The organism is Brachybacterium horti, from assembly GCF_054777615.1.
The window spans coordinates 108788-133682 of the sequence record NZ_BAAHAM010000003.1 but is presented as its reverse complement, the minus strand read 5'-3'; the positions used below and the strand labels follow the sequence as shown (position 1 = coordinate 133682).

23 protein-coding genes are annotated in these 24895 nt (G+C 73.8%); 15 read left to right on the top strand and 8 right to left on the bottom strand.

Annotation, left to right across the window (positions count from 1 at the left end):
* Positions 1-2 precede the first annotated feature (2 nt).
* On the top strand, positions 3-596 hold the full coding sequence (gene epsC / locus ACYVAP_RS10035; RefSeq protein ID WP_264449581.1) for a serine O-acetyltransferase EpsC: 594 nt from the start codon (positions 3-5) through the stop codon (positions 594-596).
* Between the two features lie 15 nt (positions 597-611).
* On the opposite strand, the gene ACYVAP_RS10030 is transcribed toward epsC, so the two are convergent.
* Complete coding sequence (locus tag ACYVAP_RS10030; protein WP_498860535.1) at positions 612-1403, bottom strand: SIR2 family NAD-dependent protein deacylase; 792 nt, start codon at positions 1401-1403, stop codon at positions 612-614.
* Complete coding sequence (locus ACYVAP_RS10025) at positions 1400-2248, bottom strand: aldo-keto reductase family protein (protein WP_498860534.1); 849 nt, start codon at positions 2246-2248, stop codon at positions 1400-1402. The genes ACYVAP_RS10030 and ACYVAP_RS10025 overlap by 4 nt, the downstream gene beginning before the upstream one ends.
* 117 nt (positions 2249-2365) lie before the next feature.
* On the opposite strand from ACYVAP_RS10025, the gene ACYVAP_RS10020 reads away from it, so the two are divergent.
* Positions 2366-3655, top strand: coding sequence for an arginine deiminase (locus tag ACYVAP_RS10020; protein WP_498860533.1), 1290 nt, complete (start codon positions 2366-2368; stop codon positions 3653-3655).
* A gap of 31 nt (positions 3656-3686) precedes the next feature.
* Here ACYVAP_RS10020 and ACYVAP_RS10015 read toward each other — a convergent pair whose 3' ends face one another.
* A complete protein-coding gene (locus ACYVAP_RS10015; protein WP_264449577.1) occupies positions 3687-4265 on the bottom strand; it encodes a GNAT family N-acetyltransferase in 579 nt (192 codons plus the stop codon).
* A 136-nt stretch (positions 4266-4401) separates the two neighbouring features.
* Between ACYVAP_RS10015 and gcvT the strand changes: the two genes are divergently transcribed.
* The 7 genes from gcvT (at position 4402) to ACYVAP_RS09980 (ending at position 12796) form a co-directional block, all read left to right on the top strand.
* Positions 4402-5535, top strand: coding sequence for a glycine cleavage system aminomethyltransferase GcvT (gcvT, locus tag ACYVAP_RS10010; protein WP_498860532.1), 1134 nt, complete (start codon positions 4402-4404; stop codon positions 5533-5535).
* 43 nt (positions 5536-5578) lie between these two features.
* Complete coding sequence (gene gcvH / locus ACYVAP_RS10005) at positions 5579-5950, top strand: glycine cleavage system protein GcvH (RefSeq protein ID WP_343903315.1); 372 nt, start codon at positions 5579-5581, stop codon at positions 5948-5950.
* A gap of 116 nt (positions 5951-6066) precedes the next feature.
* Positions 6067-9003: an aminomethyl-transferring glycine dehydrogenase gene (gene gcvP / locus ACYVAP_RS10000; RefSeq protein ID WP_498860531.1), complete on the top strand. Its 2937-nt coding sequence runs from the start codon at positions 6067-6069 to the stop codon at positions 9001-9003.
* A gap of 116 nt (positions 9004-9119) precedes the next feature.
* Complete coding sequence (locus tag ACYVAP_RS09995) at positions 9120-10331, top strand: cobalamin-independent methionine synthase II family protein (RefSeq protein WP_498860530.1); 1212 nt, start codon at positions 9120-9122, stop codon at positions 10329-10331.
* Between the two features lie 100 nt (positions 10332-10431).
* Complete coding sequence (locus ACYVAP_RS09990; RefSeq protein ID WP_498860529.1) at positions 10432-11583, top strand: glycosyltransferase family 4 protein; 1152 nt, start codon at positions 10432-10434, stop codon at positions 11581-11583.
* A gap of 128 nt (positions 11584-11711) precedes the next feature.
* Positions 11712-12467, top strand: coding sequence for a gamma-glutamyl-gamma-aminobutyrate hydrolase family protein (locus ACYVAP_RS09985; RefSeq protein ID WP_498860528.1), 756 nt, complete (start codon positions 11712-11714; stop codon positions 12465-12467).
* Between the two features lie 77 nt (positions 12468-12544).
* On the top strand, positions 12545-12796 hold the full coding sequence (locus ACYVAP_RS09980; protein WP_264451670.1) for a hypothetical protein: 252 nt from the start codon (positions 12545-12547) through the stop codon (positions 12794-12796).
* A 91-nt stretch (positions 12797-12887) separates the two neighbouring features.
* Here ACYVAP_RS09980 and deoD read toward each other — a convergent pair whose 3' ends face one another.
* On the bottom strand, positions 12888-13610 hold the full coding sequence (gene deoD / locus ACYVAP_RS09975) for a purine-nucleoside phosphorylase (protein ID WP_498860527.1): 723 nt from the start codon (positions 13608-13610) through the stop codon (positions 12888-12890).
* 81 nt (positions 13611-13691) lie between these two features.
* Here deoD and ACYVAP_RS09970 point away from each other — a divergent pair, with 81 nt between their 5' ends.
* A complete protein-coding gene (locus ACYVAP_RS09970; protein ID WP_498860526.1) occupies positions 13692-15017 on the top strand; it encodes an MFS transporter in 1326 nt (441 codons plus the stop codon).
* Here ACYVAP_RS09970 and ACYVAP_RS09965 read toward each other — a convergent pair.
* Together ACYVAP_RS09965 and ACYVAP_RS09960 are read right to left on the bottom strand one after the other, a co-directional pair.
* Positions 15004-15630 (bottom strand): L-threonylcarbamoyladenylate synthase, encoded by a 627-nt coding sequence (locus ACYVAP_RS09965; protein ID WP_259360237.1) that lies wholly within the window; start codon positions 15628-15630, stop codon positions 15004-15006. The two genes, ACYVAP_RS09970 and ACYVAP_RS09965, sit on opposite strands and share 14 nt — an antisense overlap.
* Positions 15631-15789: 159 nt before the next feature.
* Positions 15790-16155: a DUF952 domain-containing protein gene (locus ACYVAP_RS09960; RefSeq protein WP_137771100.1), complete on the bottom strand. Its 366-nt coding sequence runs from the start codon at positions 16153-16155 to the stop codon at positions 15790-15792.
* 24 nt (positions 16156-16179) lie between these two features.
* On the opposite strand from ACYVAP_RS09960, the gene ACYVAP_RS09955 reads away from it, so the two are divergent.
* Genes ACYVAP_RS09955 through ACYVAP_RS09940 form a run of 4 tightly spaced genes read left to right on the top strand, consistent with a single transcriptional unit; the run spans position 16180 to position 18984 of the window.
* Positions 16180-16521, top strand: a complete 342-nt coding sequence (locus ACYVAP_RS09955) for a GNAT family N-acetyltransferase (protein WP_137771099.1) — start codon at positions 16180-16182, stop codon at positions 16519-16521.
* Positions 16518-17021, top strand: a complete 504-nt coding sequence (locus ACYVAP_RS09950; protein ID WP_498860525.1) for a low molecular weight protein-tyrosine-phosphatase — start codon at positions 16518-16520, stop codon at positions 17019-17021. The genes ACYVAP_RS09955 and ACYVAP_RS09950 overlap by 4 nt, the downstream gene beginning before the upstream one ends.
* Complete coding sequence (locus ACYVAP_RS09945) at positions 17018-18469, top strand: amidase (protein WP_498860524.1); 1452 nt, start codon at positions 17018-17020, stop codon at positions 18467-18469. The genes ACYVAP_RS09950 and ACYVAP_RS09945 overlap by 4 nt, the downstream gene beginning before the upstream one ends.
* On the top strand, positions 18466-18984 hold the full coding sequence (locus ACYVAP_RS09940; protein ID WP_498860523.1) for an RNA-binding S4 domain-containing protein: 519 nt from the start codon (positions 18466-18468) through the stop codon (positions 18982-18984). Before ACYVAP_RS09945 ends, ACYVAP_RS09940 begins: the two co-directional genes overlap by 4 nt.
* A gap of 16 nt (positions 18985-19000) precedes the next feature.
* On the opposite strand, the gene ACYVAP_RS09935 is transcribed toward ACYVAP_RS09940, so the two are convergent.
* The gene (locus ACYVAP_RS09935; protein ID WP_498860522.1) at positions 19001-20434 is read right to left on the bottom strand and encodes a PrsW family intramembrane metalloprotease; all 1434 of its coding nucleotides are present in this window, start codon (positions 20432-20434) and stop codon (positions 19001-19003) included.
* A gap of 282 nt (positions 20435-20716) precedes the next feature.
* Here ACYVAP_RS09935 and clpB point away from each other — a divergent pair, with 282 nt between their 5' ends.
* Positions 20717-23446 (top strand): ATP-dependent Clp protease ATP-binding subunit, encoded by a 2730-nt coding sequence (gene clpB, locus ACYVAP_RS09930; RefSeq protein WP_498860521.1) that lies wholly within the window; start codon positions 20717-20719, stop codon positions 23444-23446.
* 56 nt (positions 23447-23502) lie between these two features.
* Here clpB and ACYVAP_RS09925 read toward each other — a convergent pair whose 3' ends face one another.
* The gene (locus ACYVAP_RS09925) at positions 23503-24780 is read right to left on the bottom strand and encodes a hypothetical protein (protein ID WP_498860520.1); all 1278 of its coding nucleotides are present in this window, start codon (positions 24778-24780) and stop codon (positions 23503-23505) included.
* Positions 24781-24895: the final 115 nt, after the last annotated feature.

Genomic DNA, 24895 nt, shown 5'->3' with positions numbered 1-24895 from the left:
GGGTGCCCCGTCCCCTCGACCGCGTCCTCGACGCCGTCGCGAGCGTCCGCGAGGACCTCGCGGCGGCGCGTCGACGTGACCCCGCCTCGACCGACGACCTCACGATGCTCCTGAGCTCGCCGGGGCTGCACGCGATCTGGGTGCACCGTGCTGCGCACCGCCTGTGGGCGCGCGGCGACCGCCCCTCGCGCACCGCCGCCGTGGTGCTCGCCCAGGGCGCCCGCTCGATCACCGGCGTGGAGATCCACCCCGGCGCGACCATCGGCCGACGCTTCTTCATCGACCACGGCATGGGCGTGGTGGTGGGGGAGACCGCCGAGGTGGGCGACGACGTCATGCTCTACCACGGGGTCACGCTGGGCGGCCGCTCCATGCAGCGGGTCAAGCGCCACCCCACCGTCGGGGACGGCGCGGTCATCGGCGCAGGTGCCCGCATCATCGGCCCCGTGCTGGTCGGTGCGGGCGCGCAGATCGGCGCCAACGCCGTCGTCGTCAAGGACGTGCCCGACGGCGCCACCGCCGTGGGCGTCCCGGCGACGGTGCGGCGCGGCGCCGCCCATCCCGAGGAGCAGATGGATCCCGCGATCTACATCTGAGCCCGCGCCGCGGGGTCAGGAGCCGAAGGGGTCCAGGAAGCTCCGCTGGGCGACGCCGTTGACCGCGCGCTCCCATGCGGGGAGCACCTCATGGGCGTCGCCCTCGATCACGAGGTCGAAGCCCGTGCGCGGCCCCGCCTGGGACGGCGGGTCGAGGTCGACGAGCACGGTCAGCGCGCCCGATTCCCTCGCGAGGGGCGCGAGCTGCGCCGCCGGGAAGACCACGCCGCTCGTGCCCACCGCGGCGAAGAGATCCGCCGAGCGGGCGAGCTCGAGGGCGAGATCGAGATCCGCCGCGGGCAGCTGCTCGTCGAAGAGCACCACGTCCGGCCGGGTCGGCGCCCCGCACACCGGGCACGCCGCGGGCACGCCGTGGTCCTCCGCGCGCTCACCCGGGCCGGGGGTCGTGGGGGCGCGCCAGTCGCAGCGCGCGTCCAGGCAGGTGGCCCGCAGCGCGCTGCCGTGCAGCTCCGCGACGCCCTCGCTCCCCGCCGCCTGGTGCAGCCCGTCGATGTTCTGCGTGATCACGTGCGCGCCCATCCGGGCGAGCGCGCGGTGCCCGGGGGTGGGGCCGTGGGCCGCGGCGATCCCCGCCATGCGGCCCCACACGCTCCACAGCTGCGGGATCGAGCCGGGCAGCAGGCCGGCGTGCATGGCCGCCTCGAGCTCGGGCTCGAGGTCCCACACGCCGCCCGGCCCCCGGAACGTGCCCAGCCCCGTCCGGGCGCTCAGCCCCGCCCCGGTGAGCACCACGATGCGGTGGTGCTCAGGGCCGGGGACGAACACGCCGCGACGGGGGGAGGTCACCACTCCTCGTGCTCGCGGGAGTCCCAGGCGGTCTCCTCGCCGAGGTCGAGGGAGGCGAGCAGCGCGCGGTCGGCGTCGTCGAGGGTGAAGCCGTCGAGGGTCGCGTTCTCCCGGCGGCGCTCCGGGTTCGAGGAGCGGGGGATCACGACGACGCCCTGGTCGATCGTCCAGCGCAGGATCACGCGCGAGGTGCTCACGCCGTGCTTCTCGGCGACCTTGCGCAGCGCGAACTGCTCGCCCAGGCCCTCGCGGCCGCCGAGCGGGCCCCAGGCCTCGGTGACGATCCCGTGCTCGGCGTGGAAGGCGAGCGACTCCTGGCGGGGCAGGGCGGGGGAGAGCTGGATCTGGTTGACCTCGGGCCACACGCCGGTCGCGTCGAAGAGCTCCTGGAGCTGCTCGGGGCGGAAGTTGGAGACGCCGATGTGCTGGGCGAGCCCCTCCTCCTTGAGGTCGATGAGCGTGCGCCAGGTGTCCAGGGCGAGACCGCGAGAGGGGTTCGGCCAGTGGATGAGCAGCAGCGCCACACGGTCCAGGCCCAGCCGGCGCAGGGACTCCTGGAATCCCACACGGGCCTCCGCACGGCCCTGGTCTCCGCCCGCGATCTTGGTCGCGACGAGCACCTCGTCGAGGTCGACGCCGGAGCGGCGCACGCCCTCGCCCACGGCCGTCTCGTTGCCGTACTGGGCGGCGGTGTCGACGAGGCGGTAGCCCTCGCGCAGCGCGGCCGCGACCACCTCGGCGCCCGCGGGCCCCTTGGGCTGGCCGGTGCCGAGGCCGATCAGCGGGAAGGGCGTGCCGTCGGCGAGGGTCGTGGTGGGGATGGTGAGGCCGGTGGTCTCGGACATGGGTTCTCCTCCTCGGAGCGGGTCACGGACGCCACCAGGCTAGTCCGAACGGCGAGGTCCGGGTGCACCGGGGAGGGCCGCTGGTAGCGTGCACGCACCGCGAGGTGAAGGAGAGCCATGACCGCCGCGCCGCCCGCCCGTCCCGCCCGTCCGGTCCTCGGGGTCCTCGACGAGATCTCGCCCCTGCGCTCGGTGATCGTCCACACGCCGGGGCCGGAGATCGACCGCCTCACCCCGGACACCCGCGAGCGCTTCCTCTTCGACGAGGTCCTGTGGGGCGACCGCGCCCGCGCCCAGCACGAGGACTTCATCACCCTGCTCGAGGGGGAGGGGGCGGAGGTGCTGCGCCTCGCGGACCTGCTCCGGGACGTGCTCGCCGATCCCGCGGCCCGCGAGGAGCTGCTGGAGGGCACCCTGGACCCGTGGGTGCTCGGTGACATGGCCGCGGCCGATCTCCGCGCCGCCTTCCGCGCCCTCGACCCCGACCGACTGCTCACGATCCTCCTCGGCGGGATCACGGTGGGGGAGCTGCGGGCGCTGGGCGTCGCCCCCCGCTCCCTCGCCCTGCAGCTCGCGGCCGAGGACGACATGGTGCTCGACCCGCTGCCGAACCACCTGTTCACCCGGGACCCCTCGGCCTGGATCGGGGACACCGCGGTGCTGAGCCCCATGCGCCGGGGTGCGCGCCGGCGCGAGTCCCTCCATCTCGAGGCGGTGTACCGCCACCACCCGCGCTTCGCCGGCACGGGAGAGGGCGCCGGGGCCGGATCGACGGGACTGCGACGGGTGCATGCGCCGGGCCACGGCGGCGGCCGCGCGACCCTCGAGGGCGGCGACGTCATGGTGCTCTCGCCGCGGACCGTCGCGGTGGGGCTCTCCGAGCGCACGAGCGCGGTGGGGGTCGAGCACCTCGCCGCGGCCCTGCTCGAGGACGCCGCCCGCGGGGAGGGCACCGTCGAGCGGGTCGTCGCGATCGCCCTCCCGCACCGGCGCTCGATGATGCACTTGGACACCGTCACCACCGTCGTGGACCACGAGTCGATGCTGCGCTACGGACCGCTCGGCCCGCTGGAGACCATCGAGATCGAGCACGGTCCCGGAGGACTCGTCACCCGGGCGCACCCGGCGGGCGAGATGGACGCGGTGCTCGCCCGCGGGATGGGGGTCGACGCGCTGCGGGTGATCACGCCCCCGCTCGATCCCACGGCCGCGGCGCGGGAGCAGTGGGACGACGGCTGCAACGTGCTCGCGGTCGCCCCCGGCCGCGTCGTCGCCTACGCCCGAGCGAGTGCGACCAACGACCACCTGCGCTCGCTCGGCATCGAGGTGCTCGAGCTCGACGGGGACGAGCTGGGACGCGGCCGCGGCGGCCCGCGCTGCATGAGCTGCCCCGTCTCCCGCGGCTGAGGGGGGGCTGGTGACGTCGGGGCGGGGCCGCTCAGGCCCGGCGGCGCGTGGGCGGCGGCGGGTCCGCGGAGGTCTGCAGCGCGGCGGGGAGCGTGGGCAGGGCCTCGAGGAGCGAGCGCTCCATGAGCAGCTGCTGGGCCCCGAACTCCTCGAGCCCCTGGCGCACGGTGAAGCCGAGCCGGCGCAGCAGCGCCACGCTCCGCTTGTTCCGGGTCTGGGTGACGGCGATGACGTGCCGGTCCTCGAGATGCTCCTGCGCCCAGGCCAGAACGGCGAGGCACGCCTCGGCGGCGTAGCCCTGGCCGGTGCGCTCGGGCAGCAGCGCGTAGCTGAGCGAGAGCTCCCCCCGGTCGCGGTCCAGGCTGATCGAGCCGATCATCGCGTCGTCCTCGCGCAGCGCGAGCACCCACTGGCCCCAGCTGAGGCCCAGGGGGGAGAGCTCGAGCGCCTGGCGCGAGGCGTAGTCGACGCTGCCGCCGAGGTACTCCCGCGTCACGGGGTCCGTCATGAGGCGGATGTGGGCGGGACGGTCGGCTTCGCGGGCCTCACGGATCGAGAGCCTGTCGCTCTGCATCCGTACCGGCCATTCCCAGGCGCCTGTCGTCGTCACGCCCCCACCGTACCGGGCGGCGGGGGCCGGGCGGCGGGCTCCACCGAACTCGCCGTGACCACCGCGGACTGGCGGTAGGGTGACCCTGCGTCCGGCCGTGCCGGGCGCGTCAGGGCCAGCACCTCGAAGGAGACCCATGTCCACGTCGGACCTCCGCAGCACCCCCCTCGAGCAGGTGCACGAGCGCCTCGGTGCGACGTTCACCGACTTCGCCGGCTGGAGGATGCCCGTCCGCTACGGCTCCGACCTCGCCGAGCACGCCGCCGTGCGCACCTCCGCGGGGCTCTTCGACCTCTCGCACATGGGGGAGATCCACGTGCGCGGCCCGCAGGCGGGGGAGCTGCTCGACCATGCGCTCGCCGGGAAGCTCTCCTCGATGAGCGTGGGCCGGGCGAAGTACTCGCTGTTGCTCGCCGAGGACGGAGGCGTCATCGACGACCTCATCACCTACCGCCTCGCGGAGGACCACTTCCTCACCGTCCCCAACGCCTCGAACGCCGCGGCGGACCTCGCCGCGCTGCAGGAGCGCGCCGCCGGCTTCGACGCCGAGGTGCGCGACGCCTCCCTCGAGACCGCGCTGATCGCCGTGCAGGGGCCCGCGAGCGAGGAGATCCTCGTGGCGGCGCTGCTCGGGGCCGACGGCGGCACGGAGGGATTCACGGCGGAGGACCTCGCGGCCCTGCGCTACTACCGGGCGCTCGCGGGCACCTACCGCGGCGAGGAGCTGCTGGTCGCGCGCACCGGATACACCGGCGAGGACGGCTTCGAGCTCTACGTGCCGAACGAGCTCGCCGAGCAGCTGTGGGAGCAGCTCGCCGCCGCCGGTGGGGACCGCCTCACGCCGTGCGGCCTCGCCTGCCGCGACACCCTCCGCCTCGAGGCGGGGATGCCGCTGTACGGGCACGAGCTCTCCCTCGACCTCGACCCCCGTCAGGCGAACCTCGGCCCCGTCGTCGCGCTGCGCTCCAAGGAGGACTTCGTGGGCCGCGCCGCCTACGAGGCCGCGGATCCCTCCGCCCTCCCCGTGCTCGTCGGCCTCGCCGGCGAGGGCCGCCGCGCGGGCCGCGCCGAGGCCGCCGTGCGGACCCCGGAGGGCGAGGAGATCGGCCGCGTGACCTCCGGCGCGCTCTCGCCGACCCTCGGCCACCCGATCGCGCTCGCGCTCGTCCGGCCCGACCTCGCCGCCGTCGGCACCCCGCTCGTGATCGACGTGCGCGGCAAGGACCTCCCGGTCGCCGTCGTCGAGCTCCCCTTCTACTCCCGCGCCTGACACCGTCCGGCACGACCTCCGCACCCCGAGGAAGGACCACCCCATGTCCGACGAGATCCGCTACAGCAAGGACCACGAGTGGGTCCGCATCGACGCCGACGGCCACGCCGTCATCGGCGTCACCGACTTCGCCGCCGGCCAGCTGGGCGACGTCGTCTACGTCGACCTGCCCGCCGTGGGCGACGAGCTCACCGCCGGCACCGAGATGGGCGAGATCGAGTCGACGAAGTCCGTCTCGGACCTGTTCTCGCCGATCGACGGCACCGTCCTCGAGCAGAACCAGGAGGTCGTCGACGCGCCCGAGCTCGTGAACTCCTCGCCCTTCGAGCAGGGATGGCTCCTCAAGGCGAGCTTCGAGGAGCTCCCGGAGGATCTGCTCTCCGCGGACGAGTACCGCGAGCTCACCCAGTCCTGAGCGGAGCCGACGGCCTCGCGGCACCCGCCGCGGGGCCGTCGGACGTCCTGCCCCTCGTGCGACCCACCCCCGCCGCGCACCGCCGCCCGCCCCTCACCCCCGGGAGCCCCAGCTCGATGACCGCCCAGCCCGTCCCCTCCCACGAGTCCTTCGTGCCGCGGCACGTGGGCACCGACCCCGCAGCCCAGGAGCGCATGCTCGCCGCGCTCGGCTACGCCACGCTCGACGAGATGCTGCAGGCCGCCGTCCCCTCGACGATCCTGCTCGACGAGGAGTCCCGCGAGGCCACCTCCGTCCCCTCCGGCGTCCCCGAGCCCGTCGCGCTCGCCGAGCTGCGCGCCCTCGCCGACCGCAACACCGTGCGGCGCTCGCTGCTCGGCACCGGCTACTTCGGCACGCACACCCCCGCGGTCATCCAGCGCAACGTGCTCGAGAACCCCGCCTGGTACACGGCCTACACGCCCTACCAGCCCGAGATCTCCCAGGGCCGCCTCGAGGCGCTCCTCACCTTCCAGACGATGATCTGCGACCTCACCGGGATGGACGTCTCCAACGCCTCGACCCTCGACGAGGCGACCTCCGCCGCGGAGGCGCTCATGCTCGCCCGCCGCACCGCGAAGCGGAAGGCGCCCGTTTTCCTCGTCGACACGGACGCGCTCCCCGCCACGAAGGACGTGCTCGCGGGCCGCGCCGCGGGGCTCGGCATCGCGCTGCGCGAGGTGGACTTCGCGGTCGACGGGGCCCCCGAGGGGGAGGACTACCTCGGCGCCCTCGTCCAGTACCCGGGCGCCTCCGGCCGCGTGTGGGACCCGAGCGAGGTGCTCGCCGCCGTCACCGCGAGCAAGGCCGTCGCGATCGTCGCCGCGGACCTCCTCGCCCTCACCCGCCTCGCCTCGCCGGGGTCGCTCGGCGCGGACGTCGTCATCGGCTCCTCGCAGCGCTTCGGCATCCCGCTCGGGTTCGGCGGCCCCCATGCGGGCTTCGTCGCCGTGCGCAAGGGCCTCGAGCGGCAGCTGCCCGGCCGGCTCGTCGGCATCTCCGTGGACGCCGACGGCAACCCCGCTTTCCGCCTCTCGCTGCAGACCCGCGAGCAGCACATCCGCCGCGAGAAGGCGACCAGCTCGATCACGACCGCGCAGGTCCTGCTCGCCGTCATGGCTGCCATGTACGCCGTCTACCACGGGCCCGAGGGGCTCGCCGCGATCGGCGGGCAGGTCGCGGACCGCACCGCGACCCTCGCCGCGCAGCTGCGCGCGAGCGGCTTCGCGCTCGTCCACGACTCCTTCTTCGACACCCTCGAGATCCGCACCGCCGCCCGCGCGCAGGAGATCGTCGCGGCCGCCGCGGAGTCCGGATGGCTGCTGCGGGCCGTGGACGCGGACGTCGTCCACCTCTCCCTCGACGAGACGGTCACGGAGGCCGACCTCGCCGGGATCGCCGCGGTGCTCGCCCCCTTCGCGGAGACCCCGGGCGCCGAGCTCACGCCCGTGGAGTCCGGCGAGGGCTGGGGGGAGCTCGTGCGCGAGGTCGACTACCTGCGACACCCCGTCTTCTCCTCCTTCCGCTCGGAGACCGCGATGATGCGCTACCTGCGCCGCCTCGCGGACCGCGACTTCGCGCTGGACCGCGGGATGATCCCGCTCGGGTCCTGCACGATGAAGCTCAACGCCGCGACCGAGATGGCGGGCATCACGTGGTCCGGCTTCAACGCCGTGCACCCGCTCGCCCCGCGCGAGGACGTGGAGGGCTATCTCGACCTGGTCACCCAGCTCGAGCAGTGGCTCGCGGACCTCACGGGCTACGACACGGTCTCCCTGCAGCCTAACGCCGGCTCCCAGGGCGAGTTCGCGGGCCTGCTCGCGATCCGCGCGTACCACGCCTCCCGCGGCGAGGGCTCGAGGGACGTGTGCCTCGTGCCGAGCTCCGCCCACGGCACCAACGCGGCCTCCGCCGTGAACGCCGGCCTGCGGGTCGTGGTCGTCGCCTCCGACGAGCGCGGCAACATCGACCTCGACGACCTCCAGCAGAAGATCAAGGACCACGGCGAGGAGCTCGCCGCGATCATGATCACCTACCCCTCCACGCACGGCGTCTACGAGGAGCAGGTGCGGACGGTCTGCCAGCTCGTGCACGACGCGGGCGGCCAGGTCTACGTGGACGGCGCGAACCTCAACGCGCTGCTGCAGGTCGCGCGGCCCGGGGAGTTCGGCGGCGACGTCTCGCACCTGAACCTCCACAAGACCTTCTGCATCCCCCACGGCGGCGGGGGGCCGGGCGTGGGCCCGGTCGCCGCGAAGGCGCACCTCGCCCCGTTCCTCCCCGGCCATCCCGCGATCCAGCAGGCCGAGCATCCCGTGACCGGGGCCGGCGCGCAGGTGCACGGCGGCGCCCCGGTGTCCCAGGCGCCCTACGGCTCCGCCTCGATCCTCCCGATCTCCTGGACCTACATCCGGCTCATGGGACCCGAGGGGCTGCGGCACGCGACCGCCTCCGCGGTGCTCGCCGCGAACTACCTCGCCGCCCGGCTCTCCGAGGCGTACGAGATCCTCTACACGGGGGAGAACGGGCTCGTCGCCCACGAGTGCATCGTGGACCTGCGCCCCTTCACCGCCCGCACCGGGATCACCGTGGACGACGTCGCCAAGCGCCTCGTGGACTACGGCTTCCACGCTCCCACCATGTCCTTCCCGGTGGCGGGAACGCTCATGGTCGAACCCACCGAGTCCGAGGACCTCGTCGAGCTGGACCGCTTCGTCGACGCGATGCTCATGATCGCGAAGGAGGCCGAGCAGGTCGCCGCGGGCGTCTGGCCGGCCGACGACAACCCGCTCGTGGGCGCCCCGCACACCGCGGCGTCGGTCGTCGCGGGGGAGTGGACCCACCCCTACTCCCGTGAGGTGGCCGTGTACCCGGGCACCTGGGCCACGCCCGAGGACCTCTCCGTGCACGACAGCGTCCAGATGCGGATCCAGTCGAAGTACTGGCCCGCCGTGCGCCGCATCGACCAGGCCCACGGGGACCGCAACCTCGTGGCGACCTGGCCCCGCGACTGAGCAGGGCGCCCCACCCGCCGCCGGCCCGTCGGCGCACCGCTCCGGCGGGCCGGCGGCATGTGAACGGTCGTGACGCGCAGATGGCGAGCGGGCGTTCTGCTCGTTAGCCTGCACGTATGACCGAGATCCTCACCACGCACGCCGGCTCCCTGCCCCGCAGCCCCGAGCTCATCGCCGCCAACTCCGCCCGCCAGGTGGGCGAGGACGGCCTGACCCCGGAGCCCACGGACGAGTTCCGCGGCGTGCTGCGACAGGCCGTGGCGGACGTCGTCGCGAAGCAGCGCGAGATCGGCATCTCGATCCCGAACGACGGCGAGTACGGCCACCTCATGACCTCCGCCGTGAACTACGGCGCCTGGTGGTCCTACATCTTCGACCGCGTCGACGGCCTCGAGCTCACGGGGGAGGACCACTTCTCCTCCGAGCCGGTGCGCTCGTCCCCCGGCGACGTGCGCCTGACCGTCTTCCCGGACCGCCGCGACTGGACGATCTTCCAGCGCGCGTACCAGGACCCGACCTCCGGGATCACCGTCGGTGCGCAGACGACGTTCCCGGCTGCGACCGGGCCCCTCTCCTACTCGGCCACGGGGCGTGAGCTCGTCGCCCAGGACACCGCGAACCTCCGCGCGGCGCTCGACGCCTCCGGCTACGCGACCGGCTTCCTGCCCTCCCTCTCCCCGGGATCCGGCAGCCGCATCGTCGACACGCATTACGGCAGCGTCGACGCCTTCCTCGACGCGTGGGTCGAGGTCATGGCCCCCGAGTACGAGGCGATCGCCGCGGCGGGCCTCATCGTGCAGGTCGACGACCCCTCGATCGCGGAGAACTGGGACCAGATCAACCCCGAGCCGAGCGTCGAGGACTACGTCGCCTTCACCCGCAAGCGCGTCGAGGCCGTGAACCGCGCGCTCGCGAACGTGCCCACCGAGCAGACCCGGTTCCACCTGTGCTGGGGCTCGTGGCACGGCCCCCACACGACCGACATCGAGCTGCGCCACATCGTGGGTCTCCTGCTCGAGATTGACGCGAAGTACTACTCCTTCGAGGCCGGCAACGTGCGCCATGAGCACGAGTGGACCGTGTGGCAGGACGTCGAGCTGCCCGACGGCAAGGTCATCGTTCCCGGTGTCGTCTCCCATGCCACGAACGTCGTCGAGCACCCCGAGCTCGTCGCCCAGCGCATCGAGCGCTTCGCGCGGATCGTCGGCCCCGAGCGCGTGATCGCCTCGACGGACTGCGGTCTGGGCGGGCGCATCCACCCCGACATCGCGTGGGCGAAGCTCGAGTCGCTCGTCGCGGGCGCCCGGATCGCCTCCTCCCGCCTCTGAGCGCCGGGGCGCCCGGGCGAGCGAAGAGTTCACCCGGGCGTCCCCGACGTGTCACACGTCGGTGGGGCCGTGGAAACGGCGGGGGCGGATCATCGCCGGTGTGAGGATCCTCGTCATCACCGAATCGTTCCTTCCGCACATGAACGGCGTCACCAACTCCGTGCTCCGCGTCGTGGACCACTTCGCGGGCCAGGGTGACGACCTCGAGATCATCGCCCCCCAATGGCCGCACGCCGACCGCTTCTGGCGCACCTCGGGCGGACGCCGGGTCCGCGTGCACCGCGTGGCCTCGGTGCCGCTGGCCGGCTACACCGACGTGCGGATCGCGGCGGCGAGCGCGACCGGTCTGCGCCGCCGGATCGCCGAGTTCGCCCCCGACGTCATCCACCTCGCCTCGCCCACGATCCTCGGGGGTCGTGCGGTCGTCGCCGCGCAGAAGGCCGGCGTCCCCACCGTCGCCGTCTACCAGACCGACATCCCCGGCTACACCGCCAAGTACGGGATGCCCTTCCTCGAGGCCGCGTCCTGGCAGCTGCTCAAGGACGTCCACAACCGCGCGACCGTGAACCTCGCGCCCTCCACCGCGACCCGTGACCAGCTCGCGGCCCACGGGGTGGAGCGGCTCGCGCTGTGGCGCCGCGGCGTGGACACCTCCCTCTTCTCCCCGTCGCTGCGCAGCGCCCGGCTGCGGGCCCGCTACGCGGAGGCCGACGAGAAGCTCGTGGTCTACGTGGGCCGCCTCGCTCCGGAGAAGCAGGTCGCGGATCTCCAGGTCATCCATGACATGCCGGGGGTGCGGCTGCTCGTGGTGGGCGACGGGCCCGAGCGGGACGCGCTGCGCCGGGCCATGCCGCGGGCGCGCTTCGCGGGGTTCCGCTCCGGCACGGACCTCGCCGCGCACCTCGCGAGCGCGGACCTCTTCATCCACCCCGGGGAGCTCGAGACCTTCGGGCAGACCGTCCAGGAGGCCATGGCCTCGGGTCTGCCGGTCATCGCCCCGCGCCGCGGGGGACCGGTCGATCTCGTGACGCCGAGCCGGACCGGCTGGCTGTACACGCCGGGCATGCTCGACGAGCTCCGCGACCACGCCGCGGATCTCCTGTTCGACGACGCGAAGCGGCTCGCGTTCGGGCGGGCGGCGCTGGACTCGGTGCGCAAGCGCACCTGGCCGGTCCTCGCCGAGCAGCTGCGCGGCCACTACGCGACGGCGATCGCTCGGCACGCGGACGTGCACCAGCGCACCCTCCGCTGAACCGGGAGCGCGCCGTCGCATCCGGTCGCCGTCACATTCGGCCACAGAGGTCGCCGCGGGTGCGCGCGATGGGGTGACATGGTCCTGTCGCCGCACGGCGGCCACCCTGCCCGCGGAAAGGACCACTCATGGCGCAGCGCCCCACCACCCGTCGCCCGCTCATCGGCGTGACCGCAGGGACCGGCCGCATGATGTCCGGCGCGTGGGAGGGGCACGAGGCCGTGACCCTCACCGCGCACTACGTCCGCGCGATCCGCGAGGCCGGCGCCCGTGCCGTGATCATCGCCCCGCAGGACGAGTGGACGGACGAGGAGGTCCAGGACCTCGACGGCCTCGTCCTCACCGGCGGCACCGATCTGGACCCCGCGCTCCTGGGCGAGGCCCCGCGGGAGACCGACATGGCGGCGGACCCGGCGCGCGACGCCTTCGAGACCGCGCTGTACCGTGCCGCGCGCCGCACCGGGGTGCCCGTGCTCGGCGTCTGCCGGGGCCTGCAGCTCGTCGTCGTCGCCGAGGGCGGCGACCTCCACCGTCATCTCCCCGTGGACCTCCCCGCGCATCCGCTCACGGGCATCGTCCCGACGCCCGTGACCGCGGAGGTCGACGCGGACAGCGACACCGCGCTCGCCGTCGGCACCCGCGCCGAGGTCACCGCCTTCCACCATCAGGGCGTGCGCGAGGTGCCCTCCTCGCTGCGTGTCGTGGCCCGCCACGCGAGCGGCCTCCCGCTCGCCGTCGAGGCCGTCGTCGGCAGCCCCGTCATCGCGGTGCAGTGGCACCCCGAGCTCGAGAGCGGGCACGGACCGGGGGAGGGCCTGTTCGCGGCGCTCCTCACGGCGGTGCGCACGGCGGGCCGGTCCGCGGCACCGTCGGCGCTGGTCTAGGATGGGCCACGACCGTCTGCGCCCCGTCCCGAACCCGGGACGGCCGGCGCGCCCGGGAGGAGCGGAGGAAGCAGAGCATGAGCACTGAGCAGGCCACCGGCGCCATCGTCGCCAAGGGCGATCACGTCGAGACCGTCGAACCGGCCACCACGTCGGAGGGCAACAGCACCGTCCTGTCGATCGTGCTGTTCGCGCTGCTGTTCGTCCTCTTCGCGGGCGGGCTGTACGTCCTGAGCCTCTTCACCCCCGTGACCTTCATCGTGGGTCTCGCGATGGTGCTGCTCTCGCTGTACCTCACCTTCGACACGGTCCCGCGCTTCCTCGTCTGACGAGGAACGCCCCTCGACGACACGGGCCCGGCACCGCGAGGTGCCGGGCCCGTCCGCGTCCCGGGCCCGTGCGCGCCCCGGGATCATCGGGTCATGAGGATCGCCCGTCCATCCGGACGATCGTCTCGAGCGCCATCACGACCATGTCCTCGAAGGTCTCCTGACGCTCGTGGGCACTCGTCTCCTCACCTGTGACCAGGTGGTCGGAGACCGTGCACAGGGCCAGCGCCCGCCGACCGAACTGCGCCGCGAGCGTGTACAGGGCTGCCGCCTCCATCTCGATGCCGAGCACGCCGTAGCCGGCGAGCGTGCTCGTGACCTCGGGGGCGGGGGAGTAGAACTGGTCCGCGGAGAACAGCCCGCCCGCGACGACCGGCAGCAGCCGCTCCTCGCCGACGGAGGCCGCGGTCCGCGCCAGCTCGAAATCAGCCGCCGGGGCGAAGGTGACGTCCCCGAACCGGGCCCGGTTCATGGCGGAGTCCGTGGAGGCCGCGACGCCGAGCACCACGTCCCGCACGCCGACCCGCTCCGAGAGACCGCCGCAGGTGCCCACCCGGATGATGGTCTCGACGTCGTAGTCGCTGAACAGCTCGTGGGCGTAGATGGCGAGAGAGGGCTGGCCCATGCCGGAGCCCTGCGCGGAGACGCGGACCCCGGCGTAGGTGCCGGTGTACCCGAGCATGCCGCGCACGTCGTTGTACTGGACGGGGTCCTCGAGGAAGGTCTCGGCGATCCACCGCGCGCGGTAGGGGTCGCCGGGCATGAGCACGGCAGGGGCGATCTGGTCCGGAGCGGCTCCGATGTGGGTCGACATGCCGCCAGCGTACGGTCGCGCGGCGCCCGGGCGGCGCGGCGCGCTGTCGCTCGGGGCACGAGGGCAGCACAATGGTGTCCCGTGAACGCTCACTCCCCGCAGCCCGGCGATGCCCGGCCCGCCACGCCCTCGCCCGGCGTCGCCGTGGACGCCCGCCGCGCCCGCTGGGCGGTCTCGCTGCTCTTCTTCCTCAACGGCGCCTCGTTCTGCGCGATCCTGCCCCGCTACCCCGAGCTGGTCGAGCACATCGGGCTCAGCAACGCCGCCTTCGGGCTCGCCGTGGGCCTCGGCCCCCTCGGCGGGCTCACCGCGGGCCTCACCGTCGCCGCCCTGATGACCCGGTTCGGCTCCGCCCGGGTGAGCGTCGCCGCGCAGGTGGTCGCCTCGACCGTGCACCTGGCCGTGTACGTCTCCGGATCCTGGCTGTGGCTCGCGGTCTCGCTGTTCCTGGCCGCCGCGGCGGACGCCGTCACCGACGTCGCCATGAACTCCCACGGCATGCGTGTCGAGCGCCGCTACCGCCGCTCGATCATGAACAGCTACCACGGCTGGTGGTCGCTCGGCGCGGTCACCGGCGGCCTGCTCGGCTCCCTCGCAGCCCAGATCGCCCTGCCCACCTGGGGACAGGGCGTGCTCGGCCTCGTGGTCTTCGGCGCGCTGGCGCTGCTCGCCCTGCGCGGCATGCTCCCCGGGCACGACACCCTCGAGAGGGAGCAGGCCGCCCCCGGCGGGGCCACCGCCCACGCGGCGCCGTCGGCCGCGTCCGCCGCCGAGGTCCCCGCGGACCCGGCCCCCTCCGGCCTGCGCATCGCCGGCATGGCGCCGCGGGCGCTCGCCCTCGTCCTCGCCCTGGGCATGCTGCTCGTCTTCGCCGGCTCCACCGAGGACGCCGGCAACACCTGGGGCGCCCTGTTCATGTCCTCGACCTACGCCGTCGGCCCCTTCGTCGCGGGCATGGCCTTCGTGGCCCTCCAGGGGGCGCAGACCATCGGACGCTTCACCGGGGACGCGGTCGTGGACCGGCTCGGCGACCGGACCACCGCCCGGATCGGCGCGCTCGTCTCCGCCGCCGGCATGTCCTTCGCGCTGCTCGTGCCGAGCCCCGTGACCGCCGTGATCGGCTTCGCCCTCGCCGGCTGGGGCGTCGCGACGCTGTTCCCCGCCGTGTACCGCGCGGCGGACGAGGTCCCCGGTGTCCCCCACGGCGTGGGGATGACCGTCGCCGGCTGGCTCGCCCGGCTCGGGTTCTTCGTCTCCCCGCCGATCATCGGCGCGCTCGCCGACGCCCTGACCCTGCGTCACGCCCTGTGGCTCGTGCCGCTCTACGCGCTGGGGATCCTCGTGGTCTCCGGCGCCCTCGCGGGACGGGACCGCGGCGCACAGGACGGGAGCGTCAGAACCGGCTGACGTCCCCCGCGCCCTCCCGGGCGATCACGAGCTCCCCGGAGGAGAGGTCCACGACGGTCGTCGGCTCGATGCCCACCTCACCCGAGTCGATGATGACGTCCACCTGGTTGTCCAGCAGGTCCTGCACCACCCAGCCCTCCGCCGGCGGGTCCTCCTGGCCCGGGAGCAGCAGCGTCGAGGAGACGATCGGCTCGCCGAGCGCCTCGACGAGCGCATGGGCCACACGGTGATCGGGGATGCGCACGCCCACCGTGTGCTTCTTCGGGTGGGACATCCGCCGCGGCACCTCCTTGGTGGCCGGCAGGATGAAGGTGTACGGGCCGGGCGTCGCGTTCTTCACCAGGCGGAACACGGGGTTCGAGACGATGACGAACTGCCCCAGCTGCGCGAAGTCCGCGCACACGAGCGTGAAGTGGTGGTCCTTGCCCACCTGGCGGATGCGGCGGATCCGCTCGAGCCCCTCCGGGGAGTCGAGCGTGCAGCCCAGCGCGTAGCAGGAATCCGTGGGATAGGCGATGAGACCGCCGTCGCGCAGCACGCGCACGGCCTGGTCGATGTTCCGCGCCTGGGGGTCCACGGGATGGATGTCGAGATAGCGAGCCGAGGGAGCCATGCTCGATGCTACGTCCGCGAACGCCGCGACGGCGGCACCCGCGCTCGGACTACTCGGTGTTCAGCTGCCTGATCTCCTGCCGCTCGTTCCTCGCAGCACGTCGATCAGGCGGTGCTGGACTGCCTGATCTCCTACCGCTCGTTCCTCGCAGCACGTCGATCAGGCGACGACCACGAACTCGCGGCCGATCCACTTCGTGCGGCGCAGCCGCTGCACGGCGCCGATCGGAAGCGGTCCGTTGATGTGCGGGTAGCCGCGGCCGCGGCCGTCCCGATCCGCCTCGATGTCCACGGCGACGCCCGTGGCCTCGACGCGCGCGACGTCGATCTCGAGGATCACGAGGTCGGCAGGGCGGTCCGGGTACACGCGCTTGGCGACCATCGAGACCTGCTCGGGCCAGCAGGCGTGCAGGAATCCCACCTCGGTGAGATCGCGACCCCGGGTGGAGCAGGTGTAGGTGCCCTCCCGGACGGCCGCCTCCCAGGCGGCCAGCTCGGTGATGTGCCAGATCAGGGGCGAGGGCATGAGGGGCAGTGTAGCGTTCCGTGCATGCACGAGAAGCCCGGCGGACCCCCGCACGTGCGGCTGGTCCACGACGAGGATCGCGATCGCTTCGAGGCGCTCGCCGGCGACGGCGTGGTGGGAGTGCTCGCCTACGGGCCGGACCCGCTCCGTGAGGGTGTCCGCGACCTGCGCTCCACCGTGGTCTCCGCGGAGCACGGCGGGCAGGGGATCGGCTCCGCGCTGGTCCGCGCCGCCGTCCAGGACTCCCGTGAGCGCGGCCTGCGTCTCACCGCGACCTGCTGGTTCGCCCGCGCCTGGCTCGAGCGGCATCCTGAGCACCACGACCTCCTCGCCGACGTCCCCGAGGAGGGGAAGGACCCCCGGTGACCTATCGCATCCTCACCGTCTGCACCGGCAACATCTGCCGGTCGCCGATGGCCGAGTTCCAGCTTCGCGCCGCCCTCGAGGAGGCCGGCCTCGGCAACCGCGTCGACGTCGCGAGCGCCGGCACCACCTCCTACGAGGAGGGCAACCCCGTGGACCCCCGCGCCGGAGCCCTCCTGCGCGAGCACGACATGGACCCCTCCGCGCACCGCGCCCGCGCCGTGACCCGCGAGGAGCTGTCCCGGGCGGACCTCGTCCTCGCCCTGGACCACGACCACGTGCGCCCCCTCGAGCGGCTCGCCGGCGAGCGGCTCGGTGAGCGGATCCGCATGCTGCGCTCCTTTGACCCGCAGGCCGGGGAGGACCTCGGCATCCGCGACCCCTGGTACGGCGGCGACGAGGACTTCGAGACCACCTACACCCAGGTCGACGCGGCCCTCCCGGGGCTCGCGGAGCACGTGCGCGGCGCCCTCGCCGCCGGCGGGCACGGCGCCGCCTCATGAGCGCCCTCGGGACCGCCGCCGCGCTGCGCGCCGGGGACCTCGACGCCCGGGAGCTCACCGAGCAGACCCTCGCCGCGGCCGCGACCCGCGGAGCCGCCGTCGGCGCCTTCGCCCACGTCCTCGACGAGCTCAGCCGGGAGCAGGCCGCGCAGGCCCAGGTCGAGCTCGAGGACGCCCGCCGCGCCGGGCGTCTCGAGGACCTCGCCCGCCGCCGGCCGCTGCTCGGCGTGCCGCTGCCCGTGAAGGACCTCACCCGCATCGCCGGCCAGCCCTTCGAGGCCGGGAGCACCGTGCTGCGCGGCACGATCGCGGAGGTCACCGACGGCGTCGCCGCACGGATCCTCGACGCCGGCACGGTGACGATCGGCAAGACCACCACGCCCGAGTTCGGCATGCCCGCCTACACGGAGCCCGCGACCGGTGCCCCGGCCCGCACCCCCTGGGACGTGCGGCGCACGGCCGGCGGCTCGAGCGGCGGGGCCGGTGCCGCGGTCGCGAGCGGGGTCGTCGACCTCGCCCACGGATCCGACGGCGGCGGGTCCGTGAGGATCCCCGCGGCGTGCTGCGGCCTCGTCGGGATCAAGCCCTCCCGCGGCCTCGTCTCGACGGGGCCCTTCGGCACCGAGGGCGCCGGGCTCGTCGCCGACGGCATGCTCGCCACCACCGTGCGCGACGCCGCGGCCGGCCTCGACCTCATCGCCGGGCCCCGTCCCGGCGACGCCCAGCCGGCGCCGCTCCTGCCCGGCGGCTACCTCTCCGCCTGCGATGCCCCGGCGCCCGAGGGGCTCCGGATCGGCGTGCTCACGACGCCACTCGCCGCCGAGGTCGATGTCCACCCCGCCGCTCTGCGCGCCGTGGAGCGCACGGTCGCGCTGCTGCGCGACCTCGGACACCACCCCGTGCCGGTCCCCGCCCCCTTCATCCCGCAGGAATGGCGCAGCTTCATGCCCCTGTGGACGGTGGGCGCCGCGACGATCCCCGTGCCCCCGGAGCGCGAGGGCGAGCTGCTGACGCTCACCCGCTGGCTGCGCGAGCAGGGACGCGGGTACAGCGGGACGGATCTGCTCACGGCGATCTCCGGCGTGCAGGCGCTCGCGCGGCGCACGGGAGAGGCCTTCGCGGAGCTGGACCTCGTCCTCACCCCGGGGCTGTCGGGCCCGCCCGCCCGCCCGGAGACCCTCCAGCTCGACGACGGCGCCGCGGACTTCGACGCCCAGTGCGCCTTCACCCCGTGGACGAGCACCTGGAACATGACCGGCGCCGCGGCGATCGCGATCCCCGCGCACCGGGAGGAGGTCGACGGCGTGCTGCTGCCCTTCGGCGTCCAGCTGGGCGGCACCGGTCCCGGCGCCGAGGCCCTGCTGCTGCAGGTCGCCGCCCAGATCGAGCAGCACGACCCGTGGCCGCTGCGCGCCGCGGACGCCTCCCAGGGCGGGGCCGGCGCATGAGCGGGGCCGAGGAGGCCGCTGCGGCGGGCACGACGTCAGGCGCGGAGGCGTCGGCAGGGCCCGGCGCGCCGGCGCCCGCACCCGCGCGCCCCGCCCCCACCGTCACCGCGGTGCGCCTGGACACCTGGCTGTGGAGCGTGCGGCTGTACCCCACCCGCTCCGCGGCCACCGCCGCCTGCCGCGCGGGCCACGTGCGGCGCAACGGCGAGCCCACCAAGGCGAGCCAGAGGATCGCGGTGGGGGACGAGCTGCGCCTGCGCTCCCCGGGGCGCGAGCGCATCGTCGTGGTCACGCAGCTGCTCGGGAAGCGGGTGGGCGCGCCCGTCGCGCGCACCGCCTACGAGGACCACAGCCCGGAGCCGCCGCCGCAGCTCTTCGGCGCCCCGCCGCGACGGGACCGCGGCGCGGGACGCCCCACCAAGCGGGAGCGGCGCGCGCTGGACCGGCTGCGCGGCCGGGACATGCCCGGCGCCGAGCACGACGAGGACCTGCCCGAGACGCGCGCCGGGCGCTGAACCCGACCGGACCGGCTCAGCGCGGCTGGCCGCTCGCGGCGAACAGCTGCTGGCGGTTGGTCGAGAGACGACCCAGCAGGCCCGCCTCGAGGGCGACGACCTTGGGGTTCGCGCCGTCGGCCAGGAGCCGCTGGCGCACGGAGGCGAGATCCGCGCTCTCGCGGATGAACCGCTTCATGAGCGGCTTCGCACCGATCTGCTTCGCCCAGGCGCGGCCCTCACGGCGCCCCTTCCAGGTGGCGAGCATCGTGACCTCCTCGTGGGTGAGCCAGCCGGTGTTCGCGTAGTCGCCCAGGCGCACCCGGGTGAGTCGCGCCTCGTCCCAGACCAGCACGCCGATCAGGCACAGCCACAGCAGGGACAGCAGCGCCTCGAGCGCGAACATGATGATCGTGACGGTCCAGCCGCCGGCGAGGGTCGCGGTGAGGTTCCATCCGGCGTGCAGCAGCATCCCGGGGATCACGGCGACCACGAACACCAGCAGGCCGGAGATCGTGCCCCACTTGCGGGCGACGAAGCCCATGATCATGCCCGTCAGCGAGGTGTAGATGGCGTGGCCGAAGATGTTCAGCGCGCCGCGCATGACGACCAGCACGGCCACGCCGCCCAGGCCCATCTGATCGAAGCCGTTCGCGTAGTACAGGATGTTCTCGGTGAAGGCGAAGCCGCCGCCGATCAGCGCGCCGTAGATGAGGCCGTCGAGCGGCCCGTTGAAGTAGCGGCGGGCGAGCAGCATGAGGACGAGCAGACCGAGACCCTTCGTGGTCTCCTCGACGATCGGGGCGCTGATGACAGGCCCGAAGAAGCTCGTGACCGCCTCGCTGCCCGTGAGCCGCCAGACGAGGACCGAGCCCAGGGTGTTCACCCAGAAGCTCACGAAGCTCGCGATGGCGGCGCCCCACATGACGGCGATGAGCAGCAGCGGGATCGGCTGCGGGTCCCAGCGGTCCGCGAGCAGGATGATCCCGACGATGACGACGAGGGACAGGAACGCGAGGAAGCCCATGACGGGCCACCAGACGGGGCTCGAGGAGTACGACAGCGTGAGGTAGACGAAGAAGAAGCCGAGCACGAGGAGCAGCCCGATCCCGAGGACGGCCAGGGCGATCCAGGTGAGGACGGTGACGCGGGGGACCGGCTCCGCCTCACGACCGACCTCCTGCACCCGGCGGGTCTGGGTCGCCCAGGCCGACTGCGGCTGCGGCTGGACGGGGCGCTGGATCTGCGCGGGGGCGTAGCGCGCGGCGGTGAGGCCCGAGGCGGGTCGCACGGAGGTGTCGTAGGAGCGGGGGATGCCGTAGTCGACGTACTGGGGCTGCGCCTGGAACCCGGGCGCGCCCGCGGCGGGGGCGCCCGCGCCGGGGCGGGGCCGGCCCGTGGGCTGCTGTCCCGGCTGCTGGGGTCGACCCGGGGACGGGGGACCCGGGTGGGCGGACGGCGGCTGGGTCATGGGAGGAGCGCCTTCGGGATCGGGGAGGGACGACGACGATGCGCGTCGCCCGCGGGCGGTGCGGGGGAGGGGGGAACGGTGGAACCGATGGTTCTCCCCTCTCCCCGGCGGGACGGTCTGGATGCGATGCTATCGGTGACGGTCGCCACAGTGAGGGGGCCGTGCCGGCTGTGGACGGGGCGGAGGGAGACCCCGACCCCTCGCCCCCGCACCTTGAGCGGAATAGACTCAACTCTGTGCCCGTTGCACCTCATGTCCCCCGCACAGCTTGGAAGGAGCGCCATGGAGTTCCAGTTCACCACCCGATCGCAGGAAGCGATCACTGCCGCCGCCCAGCACGCCGCAGAGCTCGGCAACCCCCAGGTCAGCTCCCTTCACCTGCTGCAGGCGCTGCTCGGCCAGGCGGACGGCATCGGCCGCGCCGCCCTCATCGAGGCCGGTGCCGATCCGGCCGTCGTCCTCGACCAGGTCGCGACCGCGATCGGACAGCTGCCCCGGGTCAGCGGGGACGGCGCCGGCCATCCGACCTTCGTCGGCACGGGCTATGACGCCCTCGAGGCCGCACGCCGCGAGGCCGACGCCGCCGGCCGCACCTACCTGTCCACCGAGCACCTCCTGATCGGCATCGCGCTCGGCTCGGACACCGCCGCCCGCCTCCTCGAGGCGGCCGGCGCGGGCCCCGCCGCCCTGCGCGATGCCGTCGCCCGACTCACCTCCGGAGAGGATCGTATGAGCACCCCCGATTCCCAGAACCCCGAAAGCACCTTCCAGAGCCTCGAGAAGTTCGGCCTCGACCTCACCGAGCAGGCCCGCGAGGGCCGGCTCGATCCCGTCATCGGCCGCGACACCGAGATCCGCCGCGTCGTCCAGGTGCTCAGCCGCCGCACCAAGAACAACCCGGTGCTGATCGGCGAGCCCGGCGTCGGCAAGACCGCCGTCGTCGAGGGCCTCGCCCAGCGCATCGTCGCGGGCGACGTCCCGGACTCGCTGCGCGACAAGCGCCTGATCTCCCTGGACCTCTCCTCGATGGTCGCCGGGTCGAAGTACCGCGGCGAGTTCGAGGAGCGTATGAAGGCCGTCCTCGACGAGATCCGCACGAGCAACGGTCAGATCATCACCTTCATCGACGAGCTGCACACCGTGGTGGGTGCGGGCGGCACCGGCGACGGCGCGATGGATGCCGGCAACATGCTCAAGCCCATGCTCGCCCGCGGCGAGCTGCGGATGGTCGGCGCGACCACCCTGGACGAGTACCGCGAGAACATCGAGAAGGACCCGGCACTCGAGCGCCGCTTCCAGCAGGTGTTCGTGGGCGAGCCCAGCGTCGAGGACACCATCACGATCCTGCGCGGCCTCAAGGACAAGTACGAGGCGCACCACAAGGTCTCGATCACCGACGCCGCGCTGGTCGCCGCCGCGACGCTCTCGGACCGCTACATCTCCGGGCGCCAGCTCCCCGACAAGGCCATCGACCTCGTCGACGAGGCCGCGTCCCGCCAGCGCATGGAGCTCGACTCCTCCCCGGAGGAGCTGGACATCCTGCGCCGTCAGGTCGATCGCCTGCGGATGGAGGAGATGGCCCTCCAGGGCAGCGAGGATCCCGGCAGCATCGCCCGCCTCGACTCCGTGCGCGCGCAGCTCGCGGACCGCACCGAGCGGATGGCGGCGCTCTCGGCGCGCTGGGAGCGGGAGAAGGCCGGGCTGAACCAGGTCGGCGAGCTCAAGGCCCAGCTCGAGCAGCTGCGCATGCAGGCCGATCGCGCCCAGCGCGAGGGTGACCTCACCGCGGCCTCGAAGATCCTCTACGGCGACATCCCCGCGCTGAAGACGCAGCTGCGCGAGGCGGAGGAGTCCGAGGCCGCGGGGGAAATGGGCGACGAGCGCCCGCTCGTGGCCGATCACGTGGGCCCCGACGACATCGCCGAGGTCGTGGGCACGTGGACGGGCATCCCGGCCGGCCGCCTGCTGCAGTCCGAGACGCAGAAGCTGCTCGAGATGGAGGACATCATCGGTGAGCGGCTGATCGGCCAGCGGCGCGCCGTGGCCGAGGTCTCCGACGCGGTGCGCCGTGCCCGCGCGGGCATCGCCGATCCGAACCGCCCCACCGGCTCGTTCCTGTTCCTGGGGCCGACGGGCGTCGGCAAGACCGAGCTCGCGAAGGCGCTCGCCGAGTTCCTCTTCGACGACGAGCGGGCGATGATCCGCATCGACATGTCGGAGTACGGGGAGAAGCACACCGTCTCCCGTCTCGTCGGCGCCCCTCCGGGGTACGTCGGCTACGACGAGGGCGGCCAGCTCACCGAGGCCGTGCGGCGCCGGCCCTACTCGGTGGTCCTGCTCGACGAGATCGAGAAGGCCCACCCCGACGTCTTCGACATCCTGCTGCAGGTGCTCGACGACGGCCGTCTCACCGACGGTCAGGGGCGCACCGTGGACTTCCGCTCCACGATCCTCATCCTCACCTCGAACCTCGGCGCCCACGTGCTGCAGGACACCTCGCTGCCGGAGGGCGAGAAGCACGAGCGGGTCATGCAGGTGGTCCGCGCGTCCTTCAAGCCGGAGTTCCTCAACCGCCTCGACGACGTCGTCATGTTCGACGCGCTGCAGCGCGAGGAGCTCTCGCGGATCGTCTCCCTCCAGATCGAGGCGGTCGGCGCCCGTCTCGCGGACCGTCGGATCCGGCTCGACGTCGACGAGGCGGCGACGCACTGGCTGGCCGACGCCGGCTTCGATCCGCTCTACGGCGCGCGCCCGCTCAAGCGGCTGGTGCAGAAGGAGATCGGCGACGCCCTCGCGCGGCTGATCCTGCGCGGTGAGGTGCTCGACGACGCCACGGTCGCCGTGCGCGTGGCGCCGGGCGGCGACGGTCTCGCCCTGTCCGTCCTGGAGGGCGATCACCCGGAGGAGGACGTGGACGGCGAGGACCGGGGAGCGCCCGAGGCCGCGGAAACCTCCGACGGGGCGACCGCTCCGGGCTCCGCGGACGCCTCGGAGGATCCCGCACTGCGCTGAGCTCGTGCCCGCGGGGAGGGCCGGACGGGTGAACCCCGTCCGGCCCTCCCGCCGTCTCAGGCGCTGCGGCGCTCCCACGGGAACGGCGCGTTCTCGAGCCGGTAGCGGTAGATCGTCTCGGTGTCGGTGATCTCGTCGACCTTCGCCTGCCAGGCCTCGCCGGCACCGTGCATCGCCTCTCCCGCCTCCCGCAGCGCATCGCCGCTGCCGGGGGAGGCCATGTCCATGACATCGGCCCCGCGCCCGGCGACGGTGCCGATCGCCTCGCTGAGCGCGGGCACCGAGGTCGCTGTGAGCGCATCCGCGCTCGCTCCGAGGTGGCGCAGCATGCCGCGCTCGCCGGCCCGGGCCGCCCCGGCCCAGTCGCCCTCGCCCACGGACTCCGAGATCTCCGCGGAGGTCTGGGAGACGTTCGCGAACTGCTGGTCCACGGCGCCCGTGACGGTGTCGTAGACGGATCCCTCGCCCAGGGCGACACCGGCGAGGTCATGGGGGATCCGGGCGAGGCCGACGATCGGCGTCGCGGCGCCCAGCCCTGCGGACTCCATCCGCGACTCGACCCCGTCGAGGAACTCCCCGCTGCTCTCGGTGAGCGTCGCGGCCGTCTGCAGACCGCCCAGCCCGGGGACCTGGCCGAACAGGATCTTCCGGTTCGTGGAGGCCTCGGTGATCCGGTCCTGGTCCAGGGCGAACGGGGTGTCGTCCTGCACCGCGCCCCGTTCCGGCACCGGGGCGGGCACCGGGTCGGGCAGGCCGTCGGTGGGGTCGTGGGGCGGTGAGGGGAGCGTCGGGTCGATCGGGGCGGCGAGGGGACCGCCGAGCAGCGGGCGGATCTTCTCGAAGGTCTCCCCGGCGCGCTCGCGCCAGCGGTCGAGGGTCTCGTGGGTGTCGAAGGGCTCGTCCGGCCCGGAGGGTCCGATCGGGTGGCCGAGCGGGCCCCCGATCCACGGGCCGAGGTCACCGGGGTCGGGCAGCCCCGCACCGGTGGACGGTCCCAGGCGCCCGCCGAGGTCCCGGAGACCCTCGACGGCGTCCATCCGCACCATCGCGTAGGGATCCCCGCCGCCCTCGGCGGAGGAAGCACGCTCCTGGGCGTCGCGGTGGCCCTCGAGCAGAGCCCGGCGCGCGGCGAGCAGATCGCACGCGCCGCCCAGGTCATCGGTGACCGCGGTGGTGCGCGAGCGGTGCGCCGCGGCGTCCGGCCCGGTCCAGTCGACGGAGGCGGAGGCGCCGCGGAGCAGCTCGATGAGGTCCCGCAGGAGCTCGATCCGCTCGTCGATGCTCTCGATGTACTCGTCCATGTCGAGGGGGTCGCATCCCCAGAAGGTGTCCATGCGGCGAACCTAGGCGCGGCGGTGCGACGCGCGCCGGGCGGCCGGCCGGACTGTGGACGACGGTGTCCTGGGGAGGAACCATTTCTGCGGGGCGCCTCCCCGCGGTCCTACAGTG